This is a genomic window from Pseudogracilibacillus amylolyticus (SeqCode) (assembly GCF_051918545.1).
Classification (GTDB): Bacteria; Bacillota; Bacilli; order Bacillales; family Amphibacillaceae; genus Pseudogracilibacillus.
Genome location: NZ_JBPPZG010000088.1, coordinates 1 through 15,184, shown reverse-complemented (window position 1 = coordinate 15,184; position 15,184 = coordinate 1). Strand labels below are relative to the sequence as shown.

16 protein-coding genes are annotated in these 15,184 nt (G+C 34.6%); 1 reads left to right on the top strand and 15 read right to left on the bottom strand.

Annotation, left to right across the window (positions count from 1 at the left end):
- Positions 1 to 165 precede the first annotated feature (165 nt).
- The 3 genes from ACPYKA_RS11095 to ACPYKA_RS11085 all read right to left on the bottom strand — a co-directional run bounded on the left by ACPYKA_RS11095 (position 166) and on the right by ACPYKA_RS11085 (position 3,153).
- Positions 166 to 1,176 carry an ABC transporter substrate-binding protein gene (locus tag ACPYKA_RS11095; RefSeq protein WP_479542356.1) on the bottom strand — a complete coding sequence of 337 codons (1,011 nt, stop codon included), beginning with the start codon at positions 1,174 to 1,176 and terminating at the stop codon, positions 166 to 168.
- Positions 1,177 to 1,312: 136 nt separating this feature from the next.
- Positions 1,313 to 2,323: a Gfo/Idh/MocA family protein gene (locus ACPYKA_RS11090; RefSeq protein WP_479542355.1), complete on the bottom strand. Its 1,011-nt coding sequence runs from the start codon at positions 2,321 to 2,323 to the stop codon at positions 1,313 to 1,315.
- Between the two features lie 23 nt (positions 2,324 to 2,346).
- Positions 2,347 to 3,153 carry a sugar phosphate isomerase/epimerase family protein gene (locus ACPYKA_RS11085; RefSeq protein WP_479542354.1) on the bottom strand — a complete coding sequence of 269 codons (807 nt, stop codon included), beginning with the start codon at positions 3,151 to 3,153 and terminating at the stop codon, positions 2,347 to 2,349.
- A gap of 526 nt (positions 3,154 to 3,679) precedes the next feature.
- Between ACPYKA_RS11085 and ACPYKA_RS11080 the strand changes: the two genes are divergently transcribed.
- Positions 3,680 to 5,053 carry an IS1096 element passenger TnpR family protein gene (locus ACPYKA_RS11080; RefSeq protein ID WP_479542358.1) on the top strand — a complete coding sequence of 458 codons (1,374 nt, stop codon included), beginning with the start codon at positions 3,680 to 3,682 and terminating at the stop codon, positions 5,051 to 5,053.
- A gap of 294 nt (positions 5,054 to 5,347) precedes the next feature.
- Here the strand turns inward: ACPYKA_RS11080 and ACPYKA_RS11075 are convergent, their stop codons facing one another.
- From ACPYKA_RS11075 to ACPYKA_RS11020, 12 genes are all read right to left on the bottom strand, one after another.
- Complete coding sequence (locus ACPYKA_RS11075; RefSeq protein WP_479542353.1) at positions 5,348 to 6,511, bottom strand: plasmid pRiA4b ORF-3 family protein; 1,164 nt, start codon at positions 6,509 to 6,511, stop codon at positions 5,348 to 5,350.
- 62 nt (positions 6,512 to 6,573) lie between these two features.
- Entirely contained in the window at positions 6,574 to 7,512 is a 939-nt protein-coding gene (locus tag ACPYKA_RS11070) for an SEC-C metal-binding domain-containing protein (RefSeq protein WP_479542352.1), read from the bottom strand.
- 151 nt (positions 7,513 to 7,663) lie between these two features.
- Positions 7,664 to 7,762, bottom strand: coding sequence for a DUF6429 family protein (locus ACPYKA_RS11065; protein WP_479542351.1), 99 nt, complete (start codon positions 7,760 to 7,762; stop codon positions 7,664 to 7,666).
- A gap of 209 nt (positions 7,763 to 7,971) precedes the next feature.
- On the bottom strand, positions 7,972 to 8,118 hold the full coding sequence (locus tag ACPYKA_RS11060) for a hypothetical protein (RefSeq protein ID WP_479542357.1): 147 nt from the start codon (positions 8,116 to 8,118) through the stop codon (positions 7,972 to 7,974).
- Positions 8,119 to 8,549: 431 nt separating this feature from the next.
- Complete coding sequence (locus ACPYKA_RS11055) at positions 8,550 to 9,281, bottom strand: Fic/DOC family protein (protein ID WP_479542350.1); 732 nt, start codon at positions 9,279 to 9,281, stop codon at positions 8,550 to 8,552.
- A gap of 242 nt (positions 9,282 to 9,523) precedes the next feature.
- A complete protein-coding gene (locus ACPYKA_RS11050; RefSeq protein ID WP_479542349.1) occupies positions 9,524 to 9,796 on the bottom strand; it encodes a hypothetical protein in 273 nt (90 codons plus the stop codon).
- Between the two features lie 526 nt (positions 9,797 to 10,322).
- The gene (locus tag ACPYKA_RS11045) at positions 10,323 to 11,531 is read right to left on the bottom strand and encodes a spr1629 family repressor/antitoxin (protein WP_479542348.1); all 1,209 of its coding nucleotides are present in this window, start codon (positions 11,529 to 11,531) and stop codon (positions 10,323 to 10,325) included.
- Positions 11,532 to 11,560: 29 nt separating this feature from the next.
- The gene (locus ACPYKA_RS11040; protein WP_479542347.1) at positions 11,561 to 12,304 is read right to left on the bottom strand and encodes a spr1630 family ClpXP-sensitive toxin; all 744 of its coding nucleotides are present in this window, start codon (positions 12,302 to 12,304) and stop codon (positions 11,561 to 11,563) included.
- Between the two features lie 146 nt (positions 12,305 to 12,450).
- A complete protein-coding gene (locus tag ACPYKA_RS11035) occupies positions 12,451 to 12,882 on the bottom strand; it encodes a hypothetical protein (protein ID WP_479542346.1) in 432 nt (143 codons plus the stop codon).
- Positions 12,883 to 13,342: 460 nt separating this feature from the next.
- Entirely contained in the window at positions 13,343 to 13,576 is a 234-nt protein-coding gene (locus ACPYKA_RS11030; RefSeq protein ID WP_479542345.1) for a hypothetical protein, read from the bottom strand.
- Positions 13,577 to 13,650: 74 nt separating this feature from the next.
- Positions 13,651 to 13,752: a flagellin gene (locus ACPYKA_RS11025; protein ID WP_479542344.1), complete on the bottom strand. Its 102-nt coding sequence runs from the start codon at positions 13,750 to 13,752 to the stop codon at positions 13,651 to 13,653.
- Positions 13,753 to 14,111: 359 nt separating this feature from the next.
- Positions 14,112 to 14,963 carry a flagellin N-terminal helical domain-containing protein gene (locus ACPYKA_RS11020; protein ID WP_479542343.1) on the bottom strand — a complete coding sequence of 284 codons (852 nt, stop codon included), beginning with the start codon at positions 14,961 to 14,963 and terminating at the stop codon, positions 14,112 to 14,114.
- Positions 14,964 to 15,184 lie beyond the last annotated feature (221 nt).

Sequence of the window (15,184 nt, the reverse complement as noted above, 5' to 3'; positions counted from 1 at the left end):
GTAAAAGTAACATCTTTCAGCACAACAACATTATTACCAAATGACTTTTTTATATTTTTCATCTCTATGATCATGACATCACTTCCAGATTTTTATTAAAAAGAGAAGCTATCACTTCATATAGCCTCTCTTTTACGTTAGATACCTCTTCATTCCATGAATCAATTAATATGGTGAATCCGCGTCAATAAATTCCTCATAATTATCTCTATCTACAATCGTGGTTGGAATGATAATTTGTTCCTCCACGTTTTCCCCTTTTAACACTTTAAGCGCTACATCTACTGCATCTTTCACCATCGCTGGGCTGTATAAAGCTGATTGGATCCAAATATCTTCATTTTGTGGCATCATATTAAAGTATTCCTGCATCCCGCCACCACCAGTTACGACTTTAATATCATCTCTTCCAGCTTCTTCAATCGCTTGTAATACACCTACCGAGGTTTCGTCGTCTAAGGAATAGACGGCATCAATTTGACTATTCGCTGTTAGAATGTCAGAGAAGTCACTCAACCCGGCTTCCCGCGTGAATTCTGTCGCATATGTTTGAATCGTTAAATCTGGTGCAATTTCTGCGATTGTATCTTCGAATCCTTTCTTCCTCAGTTCCGAGACTGATCCTGCCGTCGGAACTTCTAGAACTACGACATTTCCTTCTGTACCAATTTTATCTACAATATAATGTGCTCCTTGAACCCCCATATCTTCATTATCACCAGCAACACGGTAAACACCGTCAACATCGATTTCGATATCAAAATTTACGACTTCAATACCATTATCGAGCGCTGTTTGAATCGACGTCTCCATTCCTTCCCATTGAGGAAATGCTACAATTGCTTCTGCTCCCCATGTCATCAAATCGTCTAATTGTGAAGTCATTTCCGAAGCATCACTACTCGTTTGTATTTGATACTCAATTTCATCGCTTAGTTCTTTTACACGATTTTCCGCATGATAGGCAACCGCAGCAACCCATCCATGTGTTACTGCTGGAGCAAGAATCCCAATCTTATATTTTTCACCATCTTTTTTCGTACCTTCACCCACATCATTTTCTGCGGCATCCTCTGTGTCAGCATCACTCTCAACATTCTCCCCACTACACGCACTTAAAACAAAGACAATAAGCAACCCTACCATGAAAATCAAAGATAAAAACTTTCTCACCATTTAACCTCCCTTTAATTTTTACTATTTCCCTCTTTATACATTTAGAAGGATGTTATATAAAAATAATATAATTAAATTTATATTATTTTATATATTCAGAATTATAGTGTTGCATTGATCTAGCTTCTGCTCTTCTTTAAAACTGGGGGATGGAAACTTTCTCGTTATTTTCTAATGATTGTTCAATCGCCTGAAGTAAAAATTGTGTATATAATACATCCTTTAGGGGGATAATTGTGTTTTCTTTTTTATGTTCAATACAGTCTATAAAATAAGATAATTCATTTTGAAATGGATCTTGCGCTTGAACATCCAATATCGACTTTTCCTCGTTCGTATAATACATAAATTGATTATTAGAGGCTTGCATATTTTCTATATTCTCAGCACCTGCAGAATGAAAGTCAACTATACGTTGGCTTGATTGTGCACGAAATGACATGGTGAAAGGAAATTTCATTGCCATACGATGCGATGCTTCTGCATATGCAATACTTTTATTTTTGAAAGATAGTGTTGTCATAATATGATCCCAAGCACCTCTGTCATTTTTCGTTCCTACCGCATATACGTAGTCGACTTCGCCTAATAAATAAGTAACAAAATCAATATCATGAATGTGTAAATCGAATAAGGCACCACCACTTTTCTCTGGGTGTTGAAACCAATTGCTCCATTTCGGCTTTTGCCCCAATCGCTTTGCATGTACAACGTCTATATCTGTCAATTTATCACTTTCACTGTACGATTTAATTTTTTTATATTCAGGCCAAAATCGTAGTACATGACCTACAAACAATCTCACATCATTTTTACGAATAATGTCTAAAATCCGTTTTGCAGAATCGACCGTTAACGTAAGTGGTTTTTCACAAATAATATGTTTGCCGGCATTCGCAGCTTTTATAATAAATTCTTCATGTAAGTAAGTTGGTAAACAAATATCAATGATATCTATTTTCTCATCATTTAATAAATCATCATAAGTAGTTACAAAAGAACCATTATACATCATTTGAGTTATATCCTTATCCACAACATTACTTTTCGTATAGATTGCGGTTACTTCGCAGTTAGTAATAGAATCATAGGCGCGTAAATGCGTTTTCCCCATAAACCCTAAACCAACTAGCCCTATCTTTTGCATACTTACCCCCACCCAACTTTTTCTTAATCTAAAATTGTTGCAAGAAAGTTGAACGACCGTTTCACAAAATGATTTACTTCCTCCAAATCTTTAGCACCTGATTGTGTAAATTCAATTTCCACACTAATTGGGCCTTTATAATTTCCTTCCTCAAGGATTGTGAAAATTTTGTGGAAATCGACATCTCCATCTCCAATAGCTGGAAAGTTCCATTCGTTATATACACCAAGTTTATCCTTCAAATGAATAAATTCTATATAATCAAGTGAGTGAGCCAAATCATCATATGGTAATGTATTACCGTAAAAAATAACATTACCAGTATCATAATTTATTTTGACACGATCATTTAGTGACTTCGCTAATTTTTTTACTGCATTACCCGTCGCGTAATTATTGCCATGAGTTTCTATTAACAAGGTTTTATTTAATTTCTCACACTTATCTAAAACAGGAGCTAACTTTTCTGCTAGTAAACTCTCATCTTCAACAATATCTGTGTCGCCATGAGAATCACCAGTAGCGGTAACAATATATGGACAATCGAATGCAACTGCCAAATCGATACTTGCCAATAAATAAGCGATTCCTGCTTCTTCCAAAACATTACTATGGGCACCAATTCCAACACAGCTCATTCCATGAAGATGAAGTAGTGATTTAATTTCATTACTTTGTTCCTTCGTCATATTGGGGTGCACATGATTTGTATGGTCTTTTGCTCCCGCTAATTCAATCTGCTTAAATCCCGCTTCACTTGCCCCTTGCACTGCGTCTTCTAAGGTAAACCCATGGTATGTGTTCGTATTAATCGCCAGGTTATTTATCATAAAAAACCTCCATTTATGTAATTGATTACATATAAATTATATGATTAAACCAGTATTTGTATAAGGTAGATTAATATAAAATGTAATCGATTACATTACATGTTACAATAGTCTGATTTTTTTGTCAATAAATTTTCTTAACATTATACATTGTAAAAAAAAAACGGAAAAGAAAATTTAACCAAGATAGTAATAAAGGTAATTAATCCAGCCACTCCCCGTGAGATTTTTTTGATGAAGGTAACTACAGGACCGAGATAAAGGAGAGTTACCTTTTTTCCACCTGAGCTGGAGTAGCCGTAAATGCGATAACAACGATAAATACTACCTTTAATTCTTCTAGCAAATTTTTAAATTGCAGAAAACGGATAGAGCAACGCCAAAGCATAAGTATTCTAAAACCGTTGTAGACAATTTAAGCAGAGCCATTTACAATAAGGACATAATATTGTTTTTGAAGCTGTTTTAAATCATAACGAATGAAAGTACTCGGATGAAGAAATGGAGGGATTTAATCGTGCATGATATGAGGCAGTTATCATTTTTCGATAACATATTAGATACAGATACTGATCCATTCGATCACCCCCAAGTCTCGACTTGGTTTAAGAATCAAAATAGAATCTCCATTCCTATTGAACTTGTTAGAGATTTCGATCAATTTATGGATTATTTATGTCATCATTCTATTCAACTAACAAATACAATAAACCATATTTCGAGAAAACATCTTCCTTCGATCAATGAACGATTAACGATCAAAGCTGAAGAAGCGACAGACTATACACAACAAGAAGACTATCCGTATATTCATTTTTTCTATCACATTGCTCTAACTGGACGACTAATTCAATTGGAATCGATTGATTCAACCAAACCACAGTTAACGGTTACAGAAAGATGGAATTTATATAACAATAATTTAACTGACACGGAAAAATACTTCTTTTTACTAGAAACATTTTGGATCGATGTGAACTGGGCAAAAATTTTGGATAAAAAGGATAACCCTGTTCATATTGTGATTGAAGATGTTTTTTCAAAATTACTAGATAGAAAATCAAACTCTCATCTCCAACTGAAAGATTCTCTTTTATCTAAATTTACTTTTCATTGGGGTTATTTCTTTGTTTACTTAGAATGGTTCGGTTTTTGGGTATGCGAACATGATCATCAAGCTACGGATCACTATCATAGCAACAAAAAATTCATCGTACATTCTGTTACTTTGACGACCTTTGGTAAACAAATGATCCCGATTTTATTAAACAATAGACATCCACAAAATTGGAATATTCCCTATCGCCGCGAAACCGGGGAAGTAAATCCCATACCGGGATCGGAACTCGATGTCATTGGAAATACTAGCAAACAATCGAATAAAAGGAAAGATCAAAGTTTTCAACCTTTTTATAAGGCCTTTGAAGGTCTTTTCATAAAAATAGTATTGCGAAAAACGCTACCAAGACAAGAACGTGCATTCACACCTGGGAAATATACGTTTAAAATAGTTTATGATAAACATTCTTGGTGCAAAGTAGCCTTAACAGCACAACATACAATGGAAGACTTACATAAAATCATTATAAAAACATTCCAGTTTGATCATGATCATCTTTATTCTTTTTTCATGGATGGGATCAAAGGCTCAAAAACTTCGATTGTTGCTCCATTGGATCATTCCGGCTCCCCCATTGCTTCCAATGTGCTGATTGGATCTGTCGGACTATCTGTTGGACAACGCTTTTTGTACCTTTTTGATTATGAAAACGAATGGACATTAACTATAACGGTGGAGCAAATCGTGGAAACAGGATCAGAACAAGAACGGCCAAGACCATATTTAATTGAACATCAAGGAAACGGACCAGAGCAATATTTTTACAATGAAACATTTTAACTATTAACTAGATGGATAGCTGGCCAAATCGCATCATCCATTGTCACATGAAGATGGTACGTTCCTTTCTTCTCACTACGAAATGGAGCGTATCTATTATTCTGTCAAGATCAAAACCCTTAGACAGAAACATTTTTGGAAAAAGGCACCCCATCTAGAAGAACAGCTAGTACTTAATTTTTCGCTAATGCCTTTTTTACAAGGGCACTCTCCATTCTCGGCAAACAAAAAACTCCTCTCTACAGATACGTATACAAGCAGGAGTTAATAAGTAAGAAACTGGAGACAGACCCCTTAAATCAAATCTCTCAATGGTCCATGTCCACTGGTAACTTTCTTTATCCATTTGTTAATTTGTTCGGAACTCAGCTTTCTTTCTCGTAGACCTTCTGCCCAAACTTTCATTTCGTTATGTATAGGATCTTTCTTATCTGCCATAATTCTCACATAATCCTCAAAACCCCTTGCACCGCCCACATCTTCAGGTGGTCTTTCTCCATTTCCGTCCAGAAATGTTGCTTGGAAGACATTAGATTTTTCTACCTTTTCAACCGTAATAATATGCTCCCATAAATCTCCAAAGTCATATTCATAAACGACTGTATCATATTTTGGAAAAACTTCTTCAAGAGATACAAAACGCTCTTGACGTATAGAAAAATCCTCTGAGTCGATATATTGCAGTAGTTCTGGATCATCATCCATGACAATTTTGAGTGGCTTCTTTTCTTCTCTTTCCACAGTAAATTCATGCAAATGGTAGTCTAGCCAGTCAAAAACCGTTTGAATAATATGATGAAGATGCCCAAAAGAAAATGTAGAAGGTACGATAACCCTTCTCCAAATGTCATGGCCATCCAAATTAATTTGTATTTTTAGTTGATAACGTTCAACAGCCAGCACTTCGTCCACGGCTATCTTTTGATCCAAACCATAAATGGATGCAAAACAATTCAACATTCTTTCTATCGGATAATGATATTCATCCACTCCATCATAATTTTGAATCATCCTCCCCGTTACAAGACTTATATATCTTTGAAGCTTCGTCTCTTTATCTAAATATTCTCCCATAAATCCTACTTCCCGCACGGTATTATTCAGTTTGGCTACCATGCTCCGATTGGCTGTTTTAGAGAAAGAAAATTCACCAGCGTCAGCAATATAAGCATCAACGATATCTTTACGGACACCTTCTATACGTAATGCTTCCGTAATTGCTTCAAAAATTAAAACCCTAATATTAGAAAATTCCTTCTTAGTCGGTCGGTAAATAACGACTGGATATCTTGTTTCATTATTCATTAATATAATCGCTTTTCTTCTATTAATAGTGACAAAAGTTGCGTGCCATGCCATAAAACTATTCGGAAATTGCTCATGGCCTTCAGGAGAAGATAATTCGTTTTCCTTCATTCCAATCTTATCAAGTAAAGCTTTCGTGCATTGGATTAACATACGTTTCACCCTATCATTTTAAGTTTCTTAAAAACAAAAACGCATTTTAAAGTGCATGATCATTATATTTCTTGCTTTAAATTTTCAAGCCTTTCCTTCACAACATCCAAATCATTTTCACCTTTCGCAACTACTAAACCTTTTTCGTATAGTTTCCGGGCTTTATGATAGTCCTTTTTTTGTCCAAGGTAGTACATATCCCCCCAACCAATATAGCCCCATGGATTGTCGGGAAAATCTTTCACTAATTTCTCAAATTCGGAATCCGCTTTCTTATACTCTCCTAACTCCTCATAAGACGCCGCAATAGCGCGTCGCATATTATGAATGATTAGTTCATTTTCTTTAGGAAATATATCGCAAAACTCACGACAATACACTATTCTTTTTTCAAAATAAGTAGAATTATTCAAGCCTGCATTATGAAGTTCCATTTCTAAGTCCTGGCAAAAGTTGCTTATAAAAAAACTCCCTTTATAGTGCTCGTGTAGATGATCCAAAGTTTGAAACTTAGGTTCGCTTCTGTCCTTAATAACCTCCCAAACTTTCAACCAAACATCACATGCAGAAATAGGATCATTTTTATCTAAATAGCTAAAACCACGCTCATATAAATCACTCATTTGTTCCATTGACAAGTGATTTTGCGGAGCCAATCTCTCCCATAATATGCATGCCGCCATCCAAGGAAAATCTTCATCTCTCCCCCTTACAGTAACCGTATTATGTTGAAACCAATTTTCTGAAATTTCTTCGGCAGAATAAAACTTTTTCATATCTTGTATAAATTCTTCACGATTAAATGAAATACCCATTTCACCTAACTTGTATATAATTTCATCCGTACTCATTGCGTTTACTTCCTCATAAGAAAGCAATCGGGTAACTGGATTATGTACCACTTGATCATTCTTCAATTGTGCATCTTTATCCAAACAACACTTTTTATATTTTTTACCACTACCGCAATGACATTTATCATTTCTCCCAATTTTGACCATTAGCTCTCTTCCTTTCTATTCTAGTATGATGCCGATGAAAGCAAGATAAAACTGTAATTTTATTGATACGCAATTCCCCCATTCCAGCCTTTAACCATCATTAATCTGATATTTCTTTGCTAAGTCTTTTGCCTTTTGATACCTGTTTTAGTTAAATAGACAATTTAGAGCGTTTACTTCCACGAATAAAATCCTCATCAGTAAGTTCATCCAAAATTTCAAACGGATAACCCTTCCAGCTTCGTCTCATTTCCTCGGATAGCTCCTACTCTTTCCACGATGTTAAATATAATAATAGCAAAGTAAGTTCCTTTATTTTTTGCTCCATTTCATCCACCCCTTTGATCAAGCTTGTCCCAAAGTTTTATCACTAACTTCGAGATAAAATTCTAGTTTCAAGTTAGGATTATATTCATTTTGATTTGCGGCCAGTTCTTTTAGGTCTTGCAGTACCCACGCTTATGGATTTGGTCGGTACCTGTTCAATGTCATATTCGTAATGTACCTTTCAAAGGCTTTAAAATATGCCGCTACGTGTTTACATAATGTTCCAAAATCATAAAGACAGCCACAATGAGAATTTAAAATATCCCCATTATCCTCAATGTCAACTAGTACCTAATAGTAATCACTTCCTTCAACATGAAAAATTTATTCGTTATCCCCTGTTTATACGGCTCTACGACATTTCCATCAATAAATAGTTGTACCCTCTATCCAAAATCGTTTTATTAATTTGGTACAGAAAATCATGAATGTTTATCACAAGCCTCAACATTCTCATTTGTTTTATTTTAACACATTGCAGGACTGTACTTAAATCCAACTAATAAAGAAATATATCCACAAGGTAAAATATATCATTTCGATTAGGAGATGTACTGACAGAAAGGAAATGAAACCAAAACGCTCGGTAGAAACTAGGAAGGACTAAAAGGACTAACCTGAAAAAATATTAAACCTAAACAAAAAACTCCTTCTTTTTTACGAAGAAAGAGTTATTATATATATGCAAGGTAAGCACCATAGTTTATTATTTAACTGATTGTTTTTAATAGAATTGAGCGTAACTGTTCATGATTAGTAACCGATTGAATCATTGCTTTCATATATGCTTCTCTTTCCATTTTTTCATATTCCCAATTTATTCCCTTAGATAAAGCGAACGCTCGCATAAATATACGAATAGTTCTTCCATTACCTTCACGAAATGGATGGAGCATATTAAATTCCGATTTAAAATACGCTAGACGATCTGCCGCCTCTTCTAATGACTGCCATACAGATTCGTTACTTAGTTGTTTAAATAACTTTTCGGAATAATCGTTTATATATTGCGCTTGACAAAAACGAGTATTTCTTTTCATTAATTGAACTTCCCGAAACTTACCCGCAAATGGATAAATATCTTGAAAAAGATGATGGTACAACTTTTTAAATTCATCTTCCGTAAAGGTATCTATACTGAACTCTTCACGTTCTAACTCCGCAGCTCGAAGTGAAAAAACCAAAGCTTCGGCTTCCTTTAATTCCTTGTACGTTGTTAGTCCGAGAAGGTTGGTTTCCAAAAGGAATTGGTCATTATTATGATCACTATACTTTCTCCCACGACTCAATATTTCCTTAATAATATTGGGTGTAATAAAAACACCTGAATTAACTAACTCAATCACTTTCTCTTGAAGTCTTGGGTGAAGGGTGAGATTTTCTAATTGCAAATTATGAAGGATTCGTTGAAATTCTTTTGACTCGATCTGAAGTTCTTTCATAATTTGACTCCTTTCCAAAAATCTCTCTTTATTCAATTATACAGTCTTTATACATTCTTTACCACACTTCCAAAAAGTAAACAATTCAATATATGAATTTTTTTCATTTTCATACCACGAAACATTTTCCCGTATTTCTATAAATTTGGGCATAAAAGAACTAGCATCGATTATACATTCACGTAATTAAAGTCTTTATATTTTTTGCTTGAACCTTGTAACCATATAACATTTCTATCCATTTATTCAAAATCATTTACTGAAAATGACTTTAAAATTTCCGAAGTAGTCATTCCTTTTCCATCTTTGTATTCGCTTAGACTATCCTGAATCATTTGCTTTAATTCAGGCCTTTTTTCTACATCAGCAAGGATTGATTCTTCATCTTCTTCCCGTAAAACTAATGTGAATTTACCCTTACAAGGAATAGAAAACTGTAGAACGGAATTATCGCGGTTCATATTTGAAATATGTTTCATAAGTTCTTTCTCTGACGATGTTTTAATATAATCCATAAGATCACCACCAGTAAAAATTATCATGTCAGTTATCAAAAGAGCGTTACGCCATCCTTTAAATGATATTCTCTTTAATAACAATTTACTTATAATAATGAACCTGCGTACTTCAATCAAAACATCAACTTTATTTTATATAGTATTATACATTTATAAAATAATTGAGTAAACCGTAAAAATCATTACATAGTAACACATTCTGAAGCTAAACGGAGGACAATTTAAAAGAATTTAGATCTTTGGTGACACTGCTCTTGAATTAATTGCCCTAGAAATGAGGGATTCATCTATTGTTTTTTTAGATACACGGACTATAATTTCGTTATGTTTTAAAATATATTATTATACTCCTATTGAATGCAAGGATTCTTCAAATTTCAACACTAAAAAGCTCTATGTCAACTGATAAATAATATACTTTCGCTACTATAATATCGCAACTTAGTTTATCAGTTACTTAAATAATACAAAAAGAGGAGTTCTGCCCTCCTAAAAAGGCGAAACCCCTTTATCCATCTCCCAATTATGCTTTCCTATCAAAAATATCTGATGATAAATAAGTAATATTATCCAACTCAAAATTCTGCCCGTTAGTCATATAACGATGAAAGAAATCCAAATTAATGCCTGTAATTTGATGGAAAAATTCAATATCAACCATCCAATCTTTTTCCATCATCTTATCCATATCGATCAGTCCTTTTTTAGCAACCAAATCAATAATCGATTTCACTTTTTGTGGTCTTTGAATCTCAATTGTTTCGTCCAAAGGCTCACGTTTTAAATACCCTCTCTGATGAAGTGCGGCATAGAAGTTACGATGTTTTTTAGCATCAAGGATTCCTAGATTAGCTGCTCGATACGCTAAAACTTGCAATGATGTTTTCCATTTCTTTTTTAAATCAATATAAGCATCAGGATTTGTTAAATGAGAAATAGATTTCAAATCAGATAAAAACTCTTCTTCTGGAAGAAGAAAAGAACTCGCAAATTGATTAGCTTCATTTTCAATTTCTTTATGTTCTTTCTTGTCTAAACTAGTAAATTCAACCCGATAATGAAGCAATAAATGACCCAATTCATGTGCTAGATCAAAGTTTCTTCTGGCCGCTGAGCGTTTTATATTTCCTAACATGACAAAAGCTCGTTCCCGATTTGTCCATAAACTATATGCATCAATGTTTTCACCAATTGCCTTTTCAAATATAAACACGCCACTTTTTTCTACTAAAAACATAAGATTATCGTTTGTATTATCTAAAAGTCCGAGTTCTTTACGTGCAAATTTGGCTACTTCATCTATCTGTACTTTCCTATCTTCATTCGACGTATTTAAATATTTAATTACATTATTTCTCAGTTGAATAATTTTATTAGTAGGATAAGTTACCCGATTTGTCAAATAATTAACAAAGCAATCTAAAAACTCAACATGTTTAGCTTCTGATTGCGTCTTTGAGATGACATTGATCACTTTTGAACGATAAGCAATATTCGTAAATGAGACATTGTTTGGCTCAAAATATCGGTCAAGTACATCTTTCTCATAAAAATATTTACTTTTTACATCAAAAATATTTTTTAATTCATTTACGATTATCATTTTGGGGGATGTATAACCATTTTCGTATTGCCAAACCGCCTGTTCTGTTACACCCAACTCTTCAGAGAGCTGTTTTTGTGAATATCCATGTAAAATACGAAGGTTAGTTAAATTTTCACCAATAAACATTAGGCTTCTCCTTATCTAAAGAAAATGTTTTATTTTCTTTCCTCCTCGTCAAGGATCCCTAGATCAAATGCTGCAGGAGCAATCAATTCATCGCGTGACTCTGGAGCAATCACTTCTCGTTCTTCGTTCGTTAATTCTGCACCAGATATATGCTCTGAAAGATCTTCAATTTCATATGCAATATTATCTGCAGGATTCGGTAAATAATGTATAATATTTGAAATCTGAAAAGCATGATCAATTTTATAGGTGAGAATATGAAACTCATCATACTCTAATTTAAATTCATTAAGCTCTTCTTTTACTTGATCCTCCAAAACATAAAATGAGAGTTGAATATTACGTTCATCTTTATTTCCTTGAGGTTGATAAATAGATGGGAATTCCAAATTTTGATTAATCTTTGAAAGTTCATGAAGGTATGTTCGACGATGTCCATTACTTCTTTTAGAAGGCAAAATAGCTTGTGAAAATTTTTTCTCATCAAAGTATGCAGCATTTTTGATTAAAAAAAGTACTTTTTTATCCTCTTGAATAAATTGCAAGTAATCCCAAGCTAATCCAGCTTTTGCCTTTCTGTAAGATAAATTGAGGTTTCCACTAATCTCAGCAATTTTACTCTCAATAAAATTACCTTTCGTCCAAGCAAATGCAGAACTAATAATCATTTTTTCATGACGATCCCGACGATGTTCAATATATTCCCGATACCCCTCTACTATAGCATTAACAATTTCTTTACTATGTACACTTTCAAATTTATACCGATCCACACTTATCACTCCTGCTAGAGAATAGTATTTAACCATATATTAATACAAAACACTAGAGAAAGATATGATTTTTTCCGTTTTTTTATAGTTTGTACAAAAAGTATATAAGTTTAAAGTTATTACTATTAGTTATTGACTATATCTGTCTACTCAATAATTTTAGTAGTAATTTCTATTCCGTTTCTATTAAAAAATTCAATTAATTTATTTGCTTCCTTACGAAAAGCATTCGTGACATGACTTTCAATTCCTTCTGAATTTGTGAAAGTATAACTAATATACCTAAATCCTCCTCTTGGACCAACGACTTTTACAACATTACTAGCACTTTTTAAGTCTTTCAAAAACCTTGCTTCATTTTCTTTCACTTCTTTCAAGTATTCTTTATCAATAATTTCTAATGATCTCCACAATACATCCAGTGATCCTTTTCCTGGAAAATGAACGCCTACAAATCTATCTGATACACAACTCCACATGCCATTAGTACCTATCGTTATTCCCTCGGTTCCAATAACTAGTCCTGGTAAGTATTCTGTTAAATCAACCTTCAACCGTACTTTAATCCCTTTATTCACGAGTTGCTCCTCCCTCGTCTATGTTTTTTTTAATATTATGGAAGCCATTCACGTAATCTTGTCTACGAAATAGCATCGATTTTCATATTTTATCTCACTTTCTATTGGCGATGTCCCGCCTCGCTTGTAATAACTGTCTCACACTGAAGGAAACTATACATTGTATATACGCTTGCCGTTAATTTATCTGCTACGATTTTCATGGACGGTATATCCTTGTCGTTGAAGCTTCTCCAAGATTTTCTTTACAGACAGAGGACTGCAGCTAATTGTCCAATCTTTTTGTTTTCAAATTTCCATATTCGTTTTCGGTCTTGTTGGGGTCATGAAGCTCTTAGGACTTTCAGGCAATTCACACAGTTGTCGCTCTAACTTGTCAACAGGTTAGACGCCCTTTTGATCATTAGCCAACATTCCTTGAGCCGCTTGTGAATTAATGTTGTTTTTTGTTCATAACCAATTAACTAAATATAAAACCCCTGGCTTGATAACTTACTGGTTTGTTTTTTTGAATTGTTCCATTGATTTGGGTAAATTCTAGATTATATTGATTTCCTTGAATCTGTATTTGATAAGTCCTATCATCAAAAACAGGTATTTGTAATTCAATTACTATCTCATTTTCCTTAAGAGAAAGAACCTTAGCATCTCCAATTATTTCGCCTTGTAAGAGTATGTTAGCGATGGTATTCATAATACAATCCCTCCTTTAACTAATATATAGTAAAAAGAACCCTAGCATAGCTAGAGTCCTTTTATAATCCACTATTAACGTAGTAGCTGTAGTACTCCCTGTGGAGTTTGGTTAGCTTGAGCTAACATTGCTTGTGCCGCTTGAGTTAGGATGTTGTTATTAGTGAACTCCATCATTTCTTTCGCCATCGTGCGAACATTTACTTTCATAAATGACTAGACTATATCTTCACCCTCTATAATTCTAGTAGGGGTCGGGCACTTCGGATTCCAAGGATGTTGCGGCTCCTTGTTCACCTATGGATTTCATCATCATAGCTTATTACCTTAGATGGTATATCCTAGTCGTTGAACCTTCACCAGGCTTTCGCCACAGGCGCTTGGCTGCTGATTGCCCAATCTTATCTTTTTTCAAACCTTCACGTTTGTCGTTTCCGACTGCGTTGTAGTAAGACAAGCCTCTAAGGGGTTTCCAGCAATTCACCCGATCATACTCACTAACCGTTACCAGTTAGGACGACTATACCTCATACTGCTTATGCAGCTTCGGTATGATCAACGTCTCTAATACGTGATTCTGCAGCTGTTAAGTTCTCAGCTGAAGCACCTAGGTTATTGATAGTGTGCTCTAGACGGTTTTGAACTGCACCTAGTTTAGAACGTTCTGCAGATACACGATCAATTGCTGATTGGATTGTTGTAATTGCACCATCCGCACTTTCTTGATCAGTGATGTTTATACCTACTGTAACTGTAGCACCATCTGCTAGTGTATCCTCTTCTGAAGCTAATACTAGTCGACCAGCATCGTTATAGTAACCTGCTTCATCTCCTTTGATTGTACCAGTTTTACCATCCGTAAATGCTGAATCTGCTGCTATAACTAAATCGCCAGCAGTATTATAATATCCTGCAGCTTTAAAATCTCCGTCTGCTACTGATCCACTTTCAGCTTGCCAAGTACCTATTTCATTTCCATCTAAGTCCTCTAAGACATTTTCGTCACTTGCATTAGTAGCGGCTGTGTATTTAACATCATCAGTTGCTTCTTTATGAGTTAAATCATCCTTCTGATAAGTCTCAGCAACATTTAATTTTGTACCACTCATATCGTTAATGGAAACTTTCAAGTTTTGACCTGAATTTGCACCAACATGGAAAGTAGCATTTTGCAAGCTTCCGTCTAGTAAAGTTTTCGTGTTAAACTCAGTATCATTAGAAATATCATTTAATGCTTGAGCAAGCTGATCAATTTCTTTTTGTAGTTCACCACGATCAGCCTCGTTGTTTGTATCGTTTGAAGCTTGATTCGCAAGTTCACGCATTCTTTGTAAGATTGCATGTGTTTCGTTAAGTGCACCTTCTGCTGTTTGGATTAGAGAAATCAATTATGTTATCGTAGTGGTTGTTTATCCACTACTTCTTTATGTTTCCATAAAGTTCAGACCATATCTTCATCCTAAACAGGATGCTCCGCGCTCGTGGGTGGGTTATCGGTATGGTTCCTCACCACCTGGTCGTTACACCTTCCTAACTACTTATTACCAATTCATTAGGCTTGGCTCGGTATTGCCCACCATCCTTCATATGGTTTGGGGTTCCACCGAAT

Coding starts and splice junctions, on each gene's coding strand:
- ACPYKA_RS11095 (WP_479542356.1), bottom strand. CDS start 1,176: ATGGTGAGAAAGTTTTTATCTTTGATTTTCATGGTAGGGTTGCTTATT.
- ACPYKA_RS11090 (WP_479542355.1), bottom strand. CDS start 2,323: ATGCAAAAGATAGGGCTAGTTGGTTTAGGGTTTATGGGGAAAACGCAT.
- ACPYKA_RS11085 (WP_479542354.1), bottom strand. CDS start 3,153: ATGATAAATAACCTGGCGATTAATACGAACACATACCATGGGTTTACC.
- ACPYKA_RS11080 (WP_479542358.1), top strand. CDS start 3,680: ATGAGGCAGTTATCATTTTTCGATAACATATTAGATACAGATACTGAT.
- ACPYKA_RS11075 (WP_479542353.1), bottom strand. CDS start 6,511: ATGTTAATCCAATGCACGAAAGCTTTACTTGATAAGATTGGAATGAAG.
- ACPYKA_RS11070 (WP_479542352.1), bottom strand. CDS start 7,512: ATGGTCAAAATTGGGAGAAATGATAAATGTCATTGCGGTAGTGGTAAA.
- ACPYKA_RS11065 (WP_479542351.1), bottom strand. CDS start 7,762: ATGAGACGAAGCTGGAAGGGTTATCCGTTTGAAATTTTGGATGAACTT.
- ACPYKA_RS11055 (WP_479542350.1), bottom strand. CDS start 9,281: ATGAAAGAACTTCAGATCGAGTCAAAAGAATTTCAACGAATCCTTCAT.
- ACPYKA_RS11050 (WP_479542349.1), bottom strand. CDS start 9,796: ATGGATTATATTAAAACATCGTCAGAGAAAGAACTTATGAAACATATT.
- ACPYKA_RS11045 (WP_479542348.1), bottom strand. CDS start 11,531: ATGTTTATTGGTGAAAATTTAACTAACCTTCGTATTTTACATGGATAT.
- ACPYKA_RS11030 (WP_479542345.1), bottom strand. CDS start 13,576: ATGAATACCATCGCTAACATACTCTTACAAGGCGAAATAATTGGAGAT.
- ACPYKA_RS11025 (WP_479542344.1), bottom strand. CDS start 13,752: ATGATGGAGTTCACTAATAACAACATCCTAACTCAAGCGGCACAAGCA.